General features: G+C 53.1%; 18 protein-coding genes and 1 pseudogene. 8 read left to right on the forward strand and 11 right to left on the reverse strand.

The window, feature by feature from the left end; all coding sequences use genetic code 11:
• Both IEX86_RS19190 and IEX86_RS19195 read left to right on the forward strand, forming a co-directional pair.
• Positions 1–555, forward strand: a pseudogene (locus IEX86_RS19190) (dihydroxy-acid dehydratase); the annotation flags it as partial.
• An 89-nt stretch (positions 556–644) separates the two neighbouring features.
• Complete coding sequence (locus IEX86_RS19195) at positions 645–1358, forward strand: FadR/GntR family transcriptional regulator (RefSeq protein ID WP_188867756.1); 714 nt, start codon at positions 645–647, stop codon at positions 1356–1358.
• Positions 1359–1405: 47 nt separating this feature from the next.
• On the opposite strand, the gene IEX86_RS19200 is transcribed toward IEX86_RS19195, so the two are convergent.
• Together IEX86_RS19200 and araD1 are read right to left on the reverse strand one after the other, a co-directional pair.
• Positions 1406–2992: an aldehyde dehydrogenase (NADP(+)) gene (locus IEX86_RS19200; RefSeq protein WP_188867757.1), complete on the reverse strand. Its 1587-nt coding sequence runs from the start codon at positions 2990–2992 to the stop codon at positions 1406–1408.
• A gap of 209 nt (positions 2993–3201) precedes the next feature.
• Positions 3202–4197: an AraD1 family protein gene (gene araD1, locus IEX86_RS19205; protein WP_188867758.1), complete on the reverse strand. Its 996-nt coding sequence runs from the start codon at positions 4195–4197 to the stop codon at positions 3202–3204.
• 110 nt (positions 4198–4307) lie between these two features.
• Between araD1 and IEX86_RS19210 the strand changes: the two genes are divergently transcribed.
• Positions 4308–5255 (forward strand): LysR family transcriptional regulator, encoded by a 948-nt coding sequence (locus tag IEX86_RS19210; protein ID WP_188867759.1) that lies wholly within the window; start codon positions 4308–4310, stop codon positions 5253–5255.
• Between the two features lie 3 nt (positions 5256–5258).
• On the opposite strand, the gene IEX86_RS19215 is transcribed toward IEX86_RS19210, so the two are convergent.
• From IEX86_RS19215 to IEX86_RS19230, 4 genes are all read right to left on the reverse strand, one after another.
• The gene (locus tag IEX86_RS19215; RefSeq protein WP_188867760.1) at positions 5259–6416 is read right to left on the reverse strand and encodes an aldose epimerase family protein; all 1158 of its coding nucleotides are present in this window, start codon (positions 6414–6416) and stop codon (positions 5259–5261) included.
• Between the two features lie 125 nt (positions 6417–6541).
• Positions 6542–7516, reverse strand: coding sequence for an HTH-type transcriptional regulator CysB (gene cysB / locus IEX86_RS19220; RefSeq protein ID WP_188867761.1), 975 nt, complete (start codon positions 7514–7516; stop codon positions 6542–6544).
• Between the two features lie 84 nt (positions 7517–7600).
• The gene (locus IEX86_RS19225) at positions 7601–8092 is read right to left on the reverse strand and encodes a universal stress protein (RefSeq protein WP_188867762.1); all 492 of its coding nucleotides are present in this window, start codon (positions 8090–8092) and stop codon (positions 7601–7603) included.
• Between the two features lie 158 nt (positions 8093–8250).
• Positions 8251–8577: a YbbN family protein gene (locus IEX86_RS19230; RefSeq protein WP_373290466.1), complete on the reverse strand. Its 327-nt coding sequence runs from the start codon at positions 8575–8577 to the stop codon at positions 8251–8253.
• Positions 8578–8760: 183 nt separating this feature from the next.
• On the opposite strand from IEX86_RS19230, the gene IEX86_RS19235 reads away from it, so the two are divergent.
• On the forward strand, positions 8761–9837 hold the full coding sequence (locus tag IEX86_RS19235; protein WP_188867882.1) for a 3-deoxy-7-phosphoheptulonate synthase: 1077 nt from the start codon (positions 8761–8763) through the stop codon (positions 9835–9837).
• A gap of 55 nt (positions 9838–9892) precedes the next feature.
• On the opposite strand, the gene IEX86_RS19240 is transcribed toward IEX86_RS19235, so the two are convergent.
• Positions 9893–10177, reverse strand: coding sequence for a GNAT family N-acetyltransferase (locus IEX86_RS19240; protein ID WP_188867763.1), 285 nt, complete (start codon positions 10175–10177; stop codon positions 9893–9895).
• Between the two features lie 459 nt (positions 10178–10636).
• On the opposite strand from IEX86_RS19240, the gene IEX86_RS19245 reads away from it, so the two are divergent.
• The gene (locus IEX86_RS19245) at positions 10637–10888 is read left to right on the forward strand and encodes an Lpp/OprI family alanine-zipper lipoprotein (protein ID WP_188867764.1); all 252 of its coding nucleotides are present in this window, start codon (positions 10637–10639) and stop codon (positions 10886–10888) included.
• A gap of 93 nt (positions 10889–10981) precedes the next feature.
• Here IEX86_RS19245 and IEX86_RS19250 read toward each other — a convergent pair whose 3' ends face one another.
• The 3 genes from IEX86_RS19250 to IEX86_RS19260 form a co-directional block, all read right to left on the reverse strand.
• Complete coding sequence (locus IEX86_RS19250) at positions 10982–11959, reverse strand: L,D-transpeptidase family protein (RefSeq protein ID WP_188867765.1); 978 nt, start codon at positions 11957–11959, stop codon at positions 10982–10984.
• 71 nt (positions 11960–12030) lie between these two features.
• Positions 12031–12312 (reverse strand): hypothetical protein, encoded by a 282-nt coding sequence (locus IEX86_RS19255; RefSeq protein WP_188867766.1) that lies wholly within the window; start codon positions 12310–12312, stop codon positions 12031–12033.
• A gap of 102 nt (positions 12313–12414) precedes the next feature.
• Positions 12415–13044, reverse strand: a complete 630-nt coding sequence (locus tag IEX86_RS19260; protein WP_188867767.1) for an arylesterase — start codon at positions 13042–13044, stop codon at positions 12415–12417.
• A gap of 11 nt (positions 13045–13055) precedes the next feature.
• On the opposite strand from IEX86_RS19260, the gene IEX86_RS19265 reads away from it, so the two are divergent.
• From IEX86_RS19265 to greB, 3 genes are read left to right on the forward strand one after another with little or no spacing between them, the layout of a single operon-like run.
• Positions 13056–13736: an ABC transporter ATP-binding protein gene (locus tag IEX86_RS19265; protein WP_188867768.1), complete on the forward strand. Its 681-nt coding sequence runs from the start codon at positions 13056–13058 to the stop codon at positions 13734–13736.
• Entirely contained in the window at positions 13737–16241 is a 2505-nt protein-coding gene (locus tag IEX86_RS19270; protein ID WP_188867769.1) for an ABC transporter permease, read from the forward strand.
• Between the two features lie 26 nt (positions 16242–16267).
• Positions 16268–16765, forward strand: a complete 498-nt coding sequence (greB, locus tag IEX86_RS19275) for a transcription elongation factor GreB (RefSeq protein WP_188867770.1) — start codon at positions 16268–16270, stop codon at positions 16763–16765.
• On the opposite strand, the gene IEX86_RS19280 is transcribed toward greB, so the two are convergent.
• Positions 16756–17070 (reverse strand): hypothetical protein, encoded by a 315-nt coding sequence (locus tag IEX86_RS19280; RefSeq protein ID WP_188867883.1) that lies wholly within the window; start codon positions 17068–17070, stop codon positions 16756–16758. The two genes, greB and IEX86_RS19280, sit on opposite strands and share 10 nt — an antisense overlap.
• Positions 17071–17075 lie beyond the last annotated feature (5 nt).

Consider the following 17075-nt stretch of genomic DNA (forward strand, 5'->3'; position numbering starts at 1 on the left):
AAGCCTTCGGCTGCTACCGCTGAGCTGATGCAGCATCGAGGCCGTGCGGTAGTCTTTGAAGACCTGGAGGACTATAAGGCGCGTATCGTTGATCCAGACCTGGATATCGACGAGACCTGCGTAATGGTACTCAAGAACTGCGGGCCGAAGGGTTATCCGGGCATGGCTGAAGTAGGCAACATGGGCCTGCCGCCCAAGCTGCTGGCCAAGGGTATCACTGACATGGTGCGCATCTCCGATGCCCGCATGAGCGGTACGGCCTACGGCACGGTAGTGCTGCATGTGGCACCGGAAGCCTCAGCAGGTGGTCCGCTGGCTGTAGTGCGCAATGGCGACATGATCGAGCTGGACTGTGAGAATGGCCGCTTGCATCTGGAAGTCTCGGACGAAGAGCTGCAAGCTCGTCTGGCGGATTGGCAGGACCCGAACGCCAAGATGATTGGTGGTGGCTATCGCAAGCTGTACGTGGATCATGTGCTACAGGCTGATGAAGGCTGCGATTTCGACTTTCTGGTCGGCTGTCGTGGGTCTGAAGTGCCAAGACACTCGCATTGAGTGAGCTCTCAGCGCCGCCTCTTTCAACACTGACAAGGGGCGAATGCTATGATGCGCGGCCTCAAAACAGGATCGCTACGTCGCGCCTCATGGAATATCGCAAACCATCACTTCGCAAAAGCATGCATGCCCGGATCGTTCAGGAGCTGGGCAGGCATATTGTTTCTGGCCACTTCCCTGCAGACACCAAGCTTCCGCCCGAAGCGTCACTTTGTGAAGAGTATTCGGTTAGCCGTCCGGTGTTACGCGAAGCCACACGAGTGCTGGTAGCCAAGGGACTCGTATATTCCAAGCCTAAAGTTGGCACAGTTGTCAGACCCCGGCGCGAGTGGCACATGCTTGACCCTGATGTCCTGCATTGGCTAATGGAAACCACGCCGCAAAACGATTTTTTCAATATGCTTTCAAGTGTGCGCTGCATTATAGAACCTGCCGCTGCAGCACTTGCGGCGACTCATGCGACACCTGACGACGTAGCGGCTATTGAAAGTGCCTATCAGCGTATGGAAGCTGCCAATACGCCTGAAGAGTGGTTACAACCCGATCTAGATTTCCATAGCCAGATCGCCGAAGCCACCCATAATGACCTTTTGGCCAATCTTTGCAATATGCTATCGCTGGCCTTGCGTGAATCACTCAAGCAGTCCAACAAGCGACCAAACCTCCATGAATTCGCCCTTCCCCGCCACAAGGCAATTCTGACGGCAATCCAACACGGCGATGCCCTGGGCGCCAAACATGCCACCCTGGTACAACTGGAAGACGCACGCAAGGCTCTTACACTGGTACTAGAAGGCGAATAGCCATAAAAAAGCCCCGGCATGCCGGGGCTTTTTCATTCACGAAGCGATCAGCTCAGCGCATCACGTGTCGTAACGCCGTTAACCAGACGGGCAATGCCCAGCGGGTTAGCGTTCTTGAGTGGCTCAGGCAGCAGTGCATCCGGGTAGTTCTGGTAGCAGACCGGGCGCAGGAAGCGATCGATTGCCAATGTCCCTACAGAAGTACCACGTGCATCAGATGTTGCTGGGTAAGGACCACCATGTACCATGGAGTCACAGACTTCTACGCCGGTTGGATAACCGTTGATCAATAGGCGACCTGCTTTCTGCTCAAGCACCGCAGTCAGCTCAGTACCGTAGGTTTCAAGATCACCCGCGTCAGCAATCAGCGTTGCGGTCAGCTGGCCGTGCAACGCATGCAATGCGCGGATCAGCTCAGCCTTGTCGGCAACTTCTACCACGATAGTCGTTGGACCAAAGACCTCTTCCTGGAGTAATTCATCGCCCTCCCACAACATGCTGACATCAGCCTTAAACAACTGCGGCTGAGCCTGGTTGTTGCTTTGCTGGGTTGCACCGGCAAGATGAGTAATACCTGAATGAGCGTTTAAGCGCTCAAGGCCTTTCATGTAGCTCTTCAACGTACCGGCATTCAGCATGGTTTGTGCTGGCTGATCATTCATGCTTGCCGAAAAACGCTCTAGGAATGCAGAGAGTTCAGGCGAACGCATACCAATGATGAGGCCTGGATTGGTACAGAACTGACCACAGCCCAACACTACAGAGGCAGCCAAGTCGTTAGCGACACTGTCACCACGCTGCTTGAGCGCCTCAGGCAGCAGCACTACCGGATTGATGCTGGACATCTCGGCAAAAACCGGGATGGGTTGAGGACGTGCAGCCGCCATGTCACACAACGCACGACCGCCACGCAGTGAGCCCGTGAACCCTACGGCCTGAATGGCAGGATGCTTGACCAACTGCTCGCCAACGCCAGCCCCATAAATCATGTTGAACACACCTGCAGGCATACCGGTACGCTCAGCCGCACGGATAACTGCTTCACCCGTGTATTCAGCAGTACCCATGTGGCCACTGTGCGCCTTGAATACAACCGGGCAGCCTGCAGCCAGTGCCGAGGCCGTATCACCACCTGCGGTCGAGAATGCCAGGGGGAAGTTACTAGCGCCAAAAACGGCGACAGGGCCTAGACCCATGCGGCATTGACGCAGGTCTGGACGCGCCATAGGCTTGCGATCCGGCAAAGCACGGTCGATGCGCGCACCATAAAAATCACCGCGACGCAGCACTTGTGCAAACAGACGCATCTGTCCACTGGTACGCCCACGCTCGCCCTGGATACGACCAGCAGGCAAGGCGGTTTCGCGGCAAACCAGTTGTACGAAATCGTCACCCAATGCATCTAGCTCATCAGCAATGGCTTCTAAAAAGCTGGCACGCTTTTCAGCACTCAGGCTGCGGTAGATGGGATAAGCCTCTTGCGCAGCACGTGCAGCAGCATCGACTTCCTCAGGCGTAGCCTGATAGAACTTATACGATAACTGTTCTCCAGAGGTTGCATCTACGCTATAGACGATAGTTTCGCCCTTAGCACTGCGCGCTCCGCCAATATAGTTATGCCCTGTGATCTGCATGCTTAACTCCTTGACCTTAAAGGGTTTCAGGACGCTGCGCGAGCCAGTGCTCACGCAGATAAAATAAGAAGACATCGGTGTCAGCCACTAAAGGTACATCCTGTCGGACCTTAAGTCATCATACAACTTAGTAATTTAGTGATTTAACCTGCCTCTTATCAGGGCAGATTTAGCTGACACTTCATTTTTAATGCGCTTAGCGTTCAGGTTTATAGCGCCTTGACACCACCAATCATGAAGGCCGGTTTATGAGGGGCGATCCCATTGACTAAAGGCTTGCCAAATTCAGGCATACTGATCTCAAAGCGATCCCCTGGCTGCGTCTTAATACCATCGGCGAAGGACAGTGTAGCCGTCCCGAAAAAATGCACATGCACGTCGCCCGGACGCAAGAACTGGTTGTACTTGAAATGGTGGTATTCGAGATTCGCCAAGCTGTGACACATGTTTTCCTCGCCCGAAAGAAATTCTTTTTCCCAAAGCACTTCGCCGCCACGGTGAATCCGGCTTACGCCTGCAAGGTGACGAGGCAAGTCACCCACGAGCAGCTCTGGCCCGAATGCGCAGTAACGCAGCTTTGAGTGCGCCAGGTACAGGTAGTTTTTCCGCTCCATGACATGATCTGAAAACTCATTTCCCAGTGCAAAACCGACGCGATAGGGTTGTCCTTCATCACCCACTACATACAGACCGGTCAACTCGGGCTCCTCGCCAGCATCCTCAGCAAACTCAGGAAAAGAGAAATCCTCTCCTGGCCGGACTACGATGCTGCCGTCGCCCTTGTAGAACCATTCGGGCTGCGCACCTACTTCACCCGCAGATGGCCGTCCACCCTCAAGCCCCCAATTGAACATGCGCATGCTGTCGGTCAGCTTGGCTTCATCCTGGTTGCTCTGCTGATGCATTTTGTCGCGCGTAGAAGCGCTACCCAAGTGCGTAAGGCCAGTGCCTGTTACCAAGCAATGGGCTGCATCCTCATGATCCAACGGCGGTAATACGCGGCGGCCCTCCAGTAAGCTGTCATAGCTGGGGCCTGGCTCGGTGCCTTGTATCTGGACCTCAGCCGCCAGATCACGGCTATTTCGGATAGTATTCAACGCTAGCTCACGCATCGTCCGAACATTACGCACGATCTGGATATTTTCGCCATCAACCATACCTACATGACGCTGGCCTTCTGAAGTTTCGAACTGAATCAGTCTCATGGGATTTGCTCTTATCGTTATGGGCCGAGTGGATGAAACATACTTTACGGCGTGAACAGAAAGCTGCCTAATGAGAGCTACTGATTAAGTGATAACCTTTAGTTATTCCCATGATCCCATCCCTGAATTCCATTTCTTCTCGACTGCGTGTACGTCAGCTAAAACTTCTCATTGCGCTTGAGGAGCATGGCTCGTTGCACAAAGCCGCTGAACAAGTTGCTATTACTCAGCCTGGCGCAACGAAAGCCCTTCATGAAATCGAGACAACACTGGGCGCCACTCTTTTCACGCGCACCAGTCAGGGACTTGTGCCTAATGACTTAGGACGCTGCGTGATTCGGTACGCCCGCCTGATTCAGTCGGATATCGCGCATCTTAGGGAGGAAATGATTGGCATCCTGCAGGGCCAGGGAGGCCGCCTCTCCATTGGTGTCATCATGGGTGCGGTTCCTCTACTCATGCAGTCACTCAATCGGCTTCGCCAGACGCAGCCGGAACTCTCGATTCATATCGTGGAAGACACCAGTGCACGCCTGCTGGCGCTTCTCGACCAAGGCCGGGTGGATGTAGTGATCTGCCGAACCAGTGTTAGTACACGACCTGATGCTTATGAAAAGCTAATCGAGCATCCGGAAAGTCTAGCGTTGGTCGCCCACCCTAATCACCCGCTAGCCAATACGACACACTCAAGCCTTGATAAGCTGACAGGTTATCGGTGGGTTGTTTACCCCTCCAACATGCCTATGCGCCTGGCGCTTGAACAGCAGTTTCGTCTTGCAGGCCTTGATTTCCCGCGCTACCCCATCGAGACAGCCTCCACCTTTACGATGCTCAGTCTCCTGCAAGAAGATCCGTATCTTTTGGCCGTTATGCCTAGCGATGTGGCGCTTTTTAGTGAGCGGTTTGGCTTGCTCAAGCGATTCTCCATTGACCTGCAGATCAACAGCGAACCCTATAGCGTTGTGATTCGCCAAGGCGCAGATGTAACCGCGCCAGCAAAAATGCTTATTGAGGAGTTAAGGCAGGATATGGGGCTGACTGGGCAGCCCCATAAATAGAGGTCACTGCTTGAGCGTTGAGAATTTATAAATCGTGGTTTGCTTGTACGTCTCGCCGGGGTTCAAGCGAGTGCTGGCAAAATTAGGCTGATTAGGCGCATCGGGAAAATGCTGGGCTTCCAGTGTAAAGGCTCCCCAGTGCGGATAGACCTTACCCTGCTTGCCCTTGATGGTGCCATCCAAAAAGTTACTGGTATAGAACTGTACGCCCGGCTCAGTCGTGTACATCTCAAGACGCCGCCCAGACGATGGATCGAATGCTGTCACAGCCACAGCATCGAGCTGACCTGGCTTATCGAACGCCCAATTAAAATCGAAGCCGCCCTGCTTAGGCTCAGCGTATTTCAATTGCTGGTCATCATCCCGGATATGTTTTCCGATAGCAGTCGGATGAACAAAATCCATAGGCGTACCTTTTACCTCTGCCAACTCCCCAGTTGGAATCAACGTCGAATCGATCGGGGTATATTTGGACGCATGAATAGTAACCTTCTGATCCAGAATGGTCCCGTTACCCGCACCCGCCAAGTTAAAATAGCTGTGGTTGGTCAAGTTGACCACGGTAGGCTTATCTGTCGTTGCGATGTATTCAACCTGTAGCTCGTTACGCTCGTTAAGCGTATAGCGTACAGTCGTGGTGAGGGTGCCTGGAAAGCCCATCTCCCCGTCAGATGAAACATAGTTCAGCGATACGCCTTTCCAGTCCTTTCCTTCGATAGGCTTGGCTTGCCATACCTTGGTATTGAACCCTTCTGGCCCACCGTGTAACGCGTTTGGATCATTATTGATCGGAACCTGGTATGTCGTTCCATCCAGCTCGAACTTGCCCTTGGCCAGGCGGTTACCGAATCGTCCAATCAACGCACCAAAGTAAACGGTGCCGTTATCCAGATAGCCCTTTACATCATCAAAACCTAAAACGACATCATCCATATGCCCTTTTGCATCGGGCACCTCAATAGACTGAACAATACCGCCATAGGTAATGATACCGACTCGCATACCATTACTGTTTTGTAGCGTATATCGCTCTATGGCACGGCCATCAGGAAGCGTGCCAAACGGGGCACGATCGACATGCAGCGAACTGGCTTGCGAGAATCCGGACATAAGAGCGAAACCTATACCTAGCAAAACAGCAGACTTTCGGGACACTTTCATCGTATGAACCTCGTATTGTTTTTCTTGTAAGGGACATCTGTAAGCCGCTGGAAAGCTTACCCCGTCACTCTGACACAAAATGAGGCGAAGTGACTCCCTTTCTTTTCATACGATGATTAAGTGATTTAATAGGTGGGCAATATAACATCGGCAAACAGGTCATCCACTTCCTGACGGCTATGACATTGCATCGCTTGCACCAGTACATCACGCGTCAAATGGGGTGCAAAGCGACTGATGAAGTCACACATATACCCTCTAAGGAACGTGCCACGACGCAGGCCGATCTTGGTAATACTCGCCTCGAACAGCTCGCTTGCGTCTAGCGCGACAAGATCACTGTCGAGCTTATGATCCACAGCCATATCAGCCACGATACCAACGCCTAAACCTAGCCGTACATAGGTCTTGATAACGTCAGCATCGGCTGCGGTAAAGACTACCTTCGGCTCCAGCCCTTTTCGGCTGAAGGCTTCGTCCAACTTGGAGCGTCCTGTGAAACCAAATACATAGGTCACAATCGGATGTTCGGCCAGTGCTTCCAGGGTGAGCTTGGACACCTTGGCCAGAGGATGCCCATGAGGCACGATGACACAGCGATTCCATCGATAGCATGGCAGCATGATCAAATCGCCAAAGTGCTCGAGACCTTCTGTGGCGATGGCAAAATCAACCGTACCATCTGCCGCCATTTCAGCGATCTGCATCGGCGTACCTTGCTGCATATGCAGGGCAACATCCGGATATTGCTTCATGAATTCACTGATTACATCTGGCAACGCGTAGCGGGCCTGTGTATGCGTCGTGGAGATTGAAAGCGTGCCTTTCTTCTCGTTGGAGAATTCCTGAGCAATTTGCTTGATGCTTTCACATTTGCGCAGAATTTCGCCCGCAGTCTGGATGATTCGCTCACCTGCCGGTGTAATTCGGGTCAAATGCTTGCCGCTACGGGCAAATACCTCTACACCCAGCTCATCCTCAAGCAACCGGATTTGCTTACTGATTCCGGGTTGGGAGGTATATAAGCTTTGCGCTGTTGCAGAAACATTGAGATCGTGATGTGCCACTTCCCATATGTACCTCAATTGCTGAAGCTTCATGATGGCTCCTTGCTATAGCTAACAGCATCGTTGTTATAACTTATAGTAACGTAAACTGAAAATATTTATAGCTTTCAGTAATTATCAATGGCTTCGATGCTGCAGCATGGGTACAAGATAGACAGGCACATCCGCCATCTGCAAAACCTTACCTGCAGTACGACCCAACGGTATGTCCCAGGTACTGCCATGGCTGTGGCTGCCTATAACAATCAAATCAACAGACAGATCATGGGATTGCTCCAAAATGACCTGAGCAGGGTCTCCCTGAACGACCCGGACCAGACGAATACGATCAAAATCTTGCGCAGCATCCCCCATCTCATCACGCAGACACTCGATTACTCGTTGTTCGATATTAGATAAAACAGTACTAAAGCCCTGTTTATTCAACTGTGCCAGCGTGACGGCATCCATATAGGTCTGCAAGATCGAGTCTGCGAACAACCCTAAAGGCTCGACAGCATGCACGACATACAACTTGGCATCATGTGCTCGCGCAAGCGATAGTGCGTGCTGCAATACAGAGGACGAGTAGATGCCTAGATCGGTTGCATAAAGGATCGACTGGACCAATTGGCCTCCTCAACTGCTGACGTGGATGGCCGTCAGACAACATGCCTAATGCTTATTCATCATAGGAAAGCGTAGCAGCGTATTGCCACTTCGCTGTTGAAAACACACGTGAATATGCCAATTTGCGAACTCGGTTATTTAACGCCGCATTCCTTTAATCAAGGCAACTCTTCAGCATCGTGGCTCAGGCATGCTTGAATACCCTGGTTTAACTCAGACTCAGCCATAGGTGCTTTCAGTGCACCGAAAAATAGCCCATCACGTACAACAAACAGGGCAGGCAAACGAAACACCTCATAACGCTGAATCAATCCACCGTTTCGCTCTGCATCCACCCAGGCGATTCGATCACACGATAAATTCATGCCCGGCAAACGCGCACGTGCCCATCGACAACTGGAACACCCTTCGCTGGTAAAGATAAGCAACGTTACGCCTGAAAGCGCCAGTAATGCCTGATCCGCATCAAGATCGCTTAATTCCACAATTCCTCGCTATTTATCAGTAATCAGGATAGTCATGAATGCAACAGGCCGCTTCGTCTCTCGAAGTGGAAAAGGCCATTGTCGCCCCCTATGAAGACACGTTATGGTTAGCCTCTTGTCCACCTTTTACCGCGTAACGCCAGCCGGTTATGCCAAGCAGGCACCGTGGCCTTCGAGAACACTATGGCCGATTTACCTATAAATGACTTAAACGTCGTATCAAACGACCCTCTGATAACGCCTGAACAGCTTAAGCTAGAAATCCCCTTGACTGACAGCGCCTCCAAGACGGTTGCACAAGGCCGTCAGGTTGTGCGAGACATTCTAGATGGCAAGGATCATCGTATTTTTGTCGTGGTTGGCCCCTGCTCCATTCATGACATCAATGCAGCCCATGAGTATGCTGATCGCCTGAAGGTCCTCGCTGAAAAGGTTTCCGATACCCTTTTCCTGATCATGCGGGTGTACTTCGAGAAGCCGCGTACGACAGTAGGTTGGAAAGGTCTGATCAACGACCCCTACCTGGACGATTCTTTCAAGATTCAGGATGGCTTGCATATTGGTCGTCAGCTATTGCTGGAGCTGGCTGAAAAAGGCTTGCCTACAGCTACCGAAGCGCTGGACCCGATCTCGCCGCAGTATCTCCAGGACCTGATCAGCTGGTCGGCCATTGGCGCTCGTACAACAGAGTCACAGACGCACCGTGAAATGGCTTCTGGCCTCTCCTCAGCCGTTGGCTTCAAGAACGGCACCGATGGTAGCCTGACTGTAGCCATTAATGCCCTGCAGTCGGTCTCCAATCCTCATCGTTTCCTCGGGATCAACCAGCAGGGTCAGGTCTCGATTGTTCAGACCAAGGGAAACCCCTATGGTCACGTGGTTTTGCGTGGTGGTAATGGCAAGCCGAACTATGACTCGGTTAGCGTTGCACTGTGTGAGCGCGAATTGAACAAGGCCAAGGTCAAGGCCAACGTCATGGTTGATTGCAGCCATGCAAACTCTAACAAGGACGCCTCACTGCAGCCTTTGGTCATGGACAATGTGGCCAATCAGATTATCGAAGGCAACCAGTCCATTATCGGTTTGATGGTGGAAAGCCATCTGGGTTATGGCAATCAGCCAATCCCTAAAGACCTTAACGAGCTGAAATATGGCGTTTCGGTTACCGATGCATGCATCGATTGGGAAATGACCGAACAGAGCATCATGAGCATGCATAACAAGCTCAAGGATGTCCTACCCAAGCGTAAGCGCGATTAAGCGCCAGTCGTTTTCTGAAGGCCGGGTATCTACCCGGCTTTTTTATGCCGGTTTATTAATGAGAAGCCGTTAGCTTCTGCTGACGTCGCTCGATATAGCGTTCAACGTAGGAGCAGGATGGAATCACGCTATAACCGCGTGACTCGGCGTAGGTTAGCGCGTACTCGGCTAGGGCGGCTGCTATTCCTCTGCCCCGCAGATTATCAGGCACAAAGGTCCTGTAAAAATCCATGGTCTGCTTGCCAAGATCCATATAGGCAAGATACGCGCGCTGCCCATCGACACGGATAACGAACTGGTGAGATGAGAGGTCGTGGTCGATTGAAAACGACTCGTTCATATCTGCTCCTTGGCGGAAAACCGATTACCCGCCTTATCTCTTTTATTGGGAAGCGACATTGCTGCCGAGCCTATTTTCAGACTAAAGAAATGGCGTACCCGTTCAGGCCGACCATCGCACAACAATCATGACCTTAGGCTTAATACAACGAGCATTTGGCGCAAGACTTAAGACCTAATAGTGCTTTGAAGTTTGCATTAATACAACCCATTAACCTGGCAAGTGCTTCCGTCATTCAGCCCCCTTCTCTGCTGGCAGTCGCTCAGCGCCAGCAACTTTTGGACACTTTTTAAACAACCCAATGTCAATTCATCGAGCTTGTGAAAGGGAAAGTGAAAAAAACACGCGAACCTTGCATTCGCTCAGTTTACTTACTACACGTTATGAGTAGTATGTAGCGCGCAATTTTCCGCTAGGAAATTTGCACTCTATATGGAAGTCCACCTCAAGGGGATAATGATGAACAATGCTCTGAAATTTGCCGCTCTGGCTCTGACAGCTGCCCTGGCTACCGGTTGCAGCCACGCCTCCAAAGAAAGCGAAGCCCGTCTGACTGCTACTGAAGACGCAGCTGCTCGCGCTCAGGCTCGTGCTGACGAAGCTTACCGCCATGCTGATGACGCTCTGGCTGCTGCTCAGAAAGCTCAGCAGACTGCTGACGAAGCTAACGAGCGCGCTCTGCGTATGCTGGAAAAAGCCAGCCGCAAATAATAGGTCTTTGACCTGTTAAGTCGACCTTCCCGGTCGGCTTTTGCGAGCAACAAAAAGCCCGCCATTTGGCGGGCTTTTTGTTGTCAGACTGTCTTACAGCGCAGCGGCTGGCGACTCAGAGACAGTAACAGTGGCTTGTGAAGCCTGATTGGTTGCGGCCACCTCCACTGGCAGGCCATCCTGCGCCGTGACAATGTCCTTAACCAATTCCCAGTTCAGCTCGTCATGACCACTCAAATCCTCACGACGGATCATGGCATTCACAACAGCGGTGTGCTGGTCGATCAGGGCTGGTTTGCCATTTTCGCTCGAAAGCGGTTCATGCGCTTCCAGATACAGCTTGCCTTGGCTGATACCAAACTTGTACGGCTCGTTTATGATACGAACAGGCGTATTCACTGGCACCAGGCCAACAAACTCCTTGAGATCCTCATTGAGCATCCGGAAGCAGCCATGGCTGACCTGCATGCCAATGCCAAATTTCTTGTTGGAGCCGTGTATCAGGTAACCCGGCAGTGCAAGATTTAACTTATAGGGCCCAAGCGGATTATCGGGGCCAGGTGGAACCACCTTTGGAAGTGGATCCCCATCAGCAGCATGCTCAGCGCGGATCGATGCTGGCGGATACCAGCTCGGGTCCTTGGTCTTGGCAGTGATTCGCGTAACCCCGACCGGCGACCCCCACCCCTCACGACCAATCCCCAGTGGGTAAGTAAAAACCGTATTACCTCCTTTCGGATAATAGTACATACGGTACTCAGCCAAATTGATGACGACCCCTTCGCGCGGCCCAGGCGGCAGAATAAAGCGGGTAGGCAGGACTACCTCAGTCCCTGTGCCCGGCAACCAGGCATCAACACCCGGATTGGCCGCCACCATCTCGGAATAGCCAAGATCGTACCTTTCGCCCAGGTCTGCAAAGGTATCCTCGTAGGCGGCCTTGATGACCTGTACTTCGCCAACGATATCTTCACCAGGCGGTGGAAGTGGCAACTCCAGAGCGGAGGCCGTACCGGCAGCCAGGCTGACCGCAAGCGATAAACAGGCGATAGATGGTGCGCGAGACAACATCGAAAAATCCTTGCTGAAAGAATGCTGTAAATGGTGTCAGTGTAACACTGCGCCTATAAGGCCGTGAGACCTCAAAAGAACGAAACAGTACCCACTTCGCCCCGTTTATCTGCTTGCAGGCGCTCCATGCACTGAGGGCATAACTGCGAGTGCCGAAGCCATTGACGAACCAACGGCTGGAATTTGGGCTCGGCAGGCAGAAGACTGCCACATAATGTACGGTCGGCATGGCCGCCAAGCTCAAGCTGGCGAGCAACGATATGCAGTCGTGTTGACTGGCAGGCGAACAGATCGAGCTGTGAATCAGGCACGATAAGTTGAAAGCCAAACAAGGACCAGGCGTGACGCGACATTTGAGGCTCCAGAAGGGGGGCGCAACCTTAGCGGAAAGCCGCTGACCTGAAAAGCGGATACAAAGGATTTAGCTGCCCCAAACTGTAAATTCTTACGAAATGTCAGTGCTTTGGTGCCTGGACCTGCTTCAGCAGTGGCTGCAGGGCTTGCCAAGCATTGTCCAATAGCCTTGGCTGCGCAGCAACATTGGGATGAATACCATCAGGCTGCATGTATTGAGCTATGCCACCGACGCCCTCCAGAAAGAAAGGCACTAACGCAACCTTCTTTTCATCAGCCACATTGGAATAGACTGCAGCGAAGCGTTCGGTATAGCGAACACCATAATTAGGGGGCAGCCGCATGCCTAGCAGCAACACACTGGCACCTGCCTGTTTGGACTGATCAACCATCAAGGCAAGATTCTGTTGCAATTGCGCTGGTGGCTGGCCACGCAAACCATCGTTACCACCCAGCTCGATAATCACGACATCAGGTTTGTGCTCATTAAGAAGCAGCGGTAGCCGGGAAAGCCCACCAGCGCTGGTGTCGCCACTAATCGAGGCATTGATGACCTTATAGCTATCACCCTGCTCGCCGAGACGCTTTTCAAGCAGAGCAGCCCACCCTTGGCCCATTTCTATCCCCAAACCGGCACTGATACTATCTCCAACGATCAAAAGCGTCTGTGCTGCGGCCTGCTGCGCAACTAACAATAGAGCCAGACAGCCGCCCGATAACCATTTACGCATGCGGAATCCTCATGAGCGCCAGCATTTTAGTTGCCCAGAACCTTAGCAAGGTTGTACCCAGTGCGGAAGGTGAACTCACCATCCTTCATGGTCTTGACCTTGAATTGGAAAAGGGAGACAGCCTGGCGATCATAGGTAGCTCAGGCTCTGGCAAATCCACGCTACTCGGTCTGCTGGCTGGGCTTGACCAACCTAGCGAGGGCAATGTTGTCCTGGCTGGACATGCTTTGGCCACGCTGTCGGAAGATGAACGCGCACGGGTACGCGCCGAACATGTCGGATTCGTCTTTCAGTCTTTTCAGTTGCTGGACAGCCTGACCGCATTGGAAAACGTCATGCTTCCGATGGAGCTTGAAGGTCATAAGAATGCGCGTAATCGTGCTGAGGCTCTTCTGAAGCGGGTCAGTCTTGACCATAGACTGACCCATTATCCACGTCAGCTTTCAGGAGGCGAGCAGCAACGCGTTGCTATTGCACGCGCTTTTGCTGCCGACCCTAAAGTGCTGTTTGCCGATGAGCCTACCGGCAATCTTGATACTGCTACCGGCGCTCGCATCAGCGATCTGTTGTTCGAGCTGAATACTGAGCTTGGCACAACGTTGGTTCTGGTTACCCATGATGAACGCCTTGCCCAACGCTGCAATCGTCTGATCCGACTGGAAAGCGGTCGCCTAGTCACACTGGAGTCTTAAATGACCCGTATTCCGTTCTCCCGGCTATGGCACCTGGCCAGCCGGCAACTCATGCGAGAAGTACGGGCCGGTGAACTGCGAGTGCTTTTTTTCGCACTGGTAATTGCCGTGGCCTCAAGCTGCGCCATTGGGTATTTCACAGCTCGTCTTAATGAGGCCATGGTTTTGAGAGCTACGGAGTTTCTAGGGGGAGACCTGGCCTTGCGAGGCACCTCGGCAGCTCATCAGAAGCAGATAGAGGCAGGGCTTGCCCAGGGACTGAAGCATGCTCAGACCGTTGAGTTTTCTAGTGTCATTGCTGGCGAGCAGGCTATTCAGTTATCAAGCATCAAGGCTGTAGGTGAGTCCTATCCACTTAGAGGCCAGCTAAAAAGTACGCTTAGTTCACAGGGTAGTGAGACTGTTGGTGGCTTACCGGTCCCTGGAGAGGCATGGGTTGAGGCTCGTCTTTTGCCGGCCCTGGACCTCAAGGTAGGCGACACGATCGATGTTGGCCGTAAAACACTGCGTATCACACGCATTTTGACGTATGAGCCTGATCGTGCGGGTGACTTTTACAGCCTGACCCCGCGTGTCCTGATGAATATTGCCGATTTGCCAGCCACTGAAGTGATCCAGCCAGGTAGTCGGGTTCGCTATCGAGACCTCTGGAGCGGAGGGGCTGATCAACTAGAGCGCTATCGGGCGTCGCTCGAAGGCAGTCTCGATGTCAATCAGCGAATCGAGGATCCCCGTGACGGGAACCGCCAGCTTGGTAGCGCTCTGGATAGAGCCCAACGCTATTTGGGGCTGGCCAGCCTTGCTGCAGTACTTTTGGCTGGCGTAGCTGTCGCCATGTCGGCTAACCGTTTTGCGATCAAACGCTTTGATGCCAGCGCCCTGCTCCGCTGTCTTGGTCTATCACGCCGGGAAGCCTTGATTCTGTATAGTCTGCAACTGGCAATGCTCGGGCTGGTTGCCAGCGCAATCGGCGTCCTATTAGGCTGGCTCGCCCAGTTCCTGCTGTTTCACCTAATGGCTGGGCTGCTGCCTGCAACCATTCCTAGCGGGGGGCTATTTCCGGCATTTGCGGGCATGGGCACGGGCTTGGTTGCCCTCGCGGGTTTCGCGTTGCCCCCACTGGCTGCGCTTGGCCGAGTACCGCCCTTACGCGTGCTACGTAGCGACCTACTCCCTGTTCCCCCAAGAAGCTGGGTGGTTTATGGCACAGCTTTATTGGCTCTGGGGCTGATCATGTGGCGACTGTCACTAGACCTGAAGCTGACGTTGGCACTGCTCGGCGGGGGGTTGATTGCTACCATAGTACTTGGCGGATTGATGCTGCTCGGTTTGAAAGGACTTCGTAGCATGCTGGCTTCCGCCCCACTCGCCTGGCGCCTGGGGCTGGGTCAACTCCTTCGCCATCCGCTTGCCGCTGCTGGCCAGGCACTGGCGTTTGGCCTGATTCTGTTGGCAATGGCACTGATTGCGCTGCTGCGTGGAGAAATACTGGATCGATGGCAGGAGCAACTTCCGCCGGATTCGCCTAATTATTTTGCTCTGAATATTCTGCCTGCTGAGCGAGATGCATTTGCTGCCCAAATCAACCAACTGTCACCTAATGCAAAACCTCTCTACCCCATCGTGCAGGGTCGCCTGGTATTGATCAATGACGAACCCGCCAGTGACGTTGTGGAGAGCGAATCACGTGGAGATCGCGCTACACGCCGCGACTTGAGTCTGACGTGGTCTGACATGTTGCCCTCAGGTAACGTCATCACAGCCGGGCAGTGGTGGGACGCTACGTCTGCGCATGACCTACCGGGAGTATCGGTTGAGGCCGAACTGGCCAAAAGCCTTAAAGTAGGAATAGGTGATCATCTCAGTTTCAATATTGCCGGCAGGGTCATAGAGGCCCAAGTAAGCAGCCTGCGGACGGTAGACTGGAACAATTTTCAGCCGAATTTTTTTATGATCTTCCAGCCTGGGACGTTTACTGATGTTCCGGTAACGTATCTCACCAGTTTTTACATTCCGCCCGGCAATGATCGAGCAATGGTTGAACTGGCGCGCCACTTTCCAGCTGCCACGCTATTACCCATCGACGCCATTCTCGAGCAATTACGCAGTATTTTGGGACAGGTCACGATTGCCGTAGAGTTTGTGCTGCTGTTTGTATTGGCTGCCGGGATGACCGTCCTTTTTGCAGGTCTTCAATCCACGCTGGATGAACGCATTCGCCAAGGTGCTCTATTACGGGCACTGGGGTCAGAGCGGCAATTATTGATACGCACCCGTCGGGTTGAATTTGCTCTGCTTGGTGCAACCAGCGGACTTTTAGCCGCTTTGGGGTGCGAAATAATCACGGCCCTGCTCTACCGGCTCGTGTTCGATATGCCATGGCAACCGCACCCCTGGCTGTTACTGCTGCCGTTGATAGGTGCGGCGATGATTGCCGCAGCCGGCCTCATTGGAACGAGACGAGCGTTGACGGTTAGTCCGCTGCGCATTCTGCGAGAAGGTTAAATCATGTTTTTGTATGGATTGGATGTATGAGTCGCTACCGACCGCCCCGGAGTGCGGGCACCCCTTTGATTACACCTGAAGGCGAGGCACGCTTGCGGGCTGAGTTGCATGAGCTGTGGAATGTACGCCGACCACAGGTTACTCAGTCCGTGAGCGAAGCGGCTGCCCAGGGCGATCGCTCCGAAAATGCCGAATACACCTACGGCAAGAAAATGCTGCGTGAAATTGATAGCCGCGTGCGGTTTTTACGTAAGCGGCTGGAAAATTTGAAAGTCATCAGCGAGCGGCCTGCCGACCCTGGCAAGGTCTATTTTGGCGCCTGGGTAACCTTGGAGGATGACGAGGGCGAGCAGGCTCGTTACCGAATCGTAGGGCCGGATGAGTTTGATATAAAGCTCAACCAGATCAGCATCGACGCTCCGCTGGCTCGCGCCATGGTAGGTAAACCCCTTGATGCAGAGATTACCGTACAGACGCCAACCGGCGATAAGCGCTGGTACATTGTAGAGATCGACTACCCCTGACGCCGGGCAATTACTCCCTGTCTGGCAACGCGCGTCAATTCGTGCACGACCGCTGTCAACTGATCCCTGGAAGGCGCCTCGATGACCGCAAAATCAAACATATCCTTAGCAAAATGGCTCAGCTCCTGAGGCTGCTGAGCGAAACGGATCTGGAAGGAACGAGACGCAGGCCAGCGTCTTGGCCAGCCTTCCAGATACCGGAGCAGCGTAGGTTGGTGCAGGCCACCCAGCAAGATAGAAGGATGAGAGCTCAGTGAGCCGTGAGTAATGGGGGTCAGGCGCAGTTGGCAGTAAGAAATGGTCATGATGA

It is taken from the genome of Pseudomonas asuensis (assembly GCF_014646755.1).
GTDB lineage: Bacteria > Pseudomonadota > Gammaproteobacteria > Pseudomonadales > Pseudomonadaceae > Chryseomonas > Chryseomonas asuensis.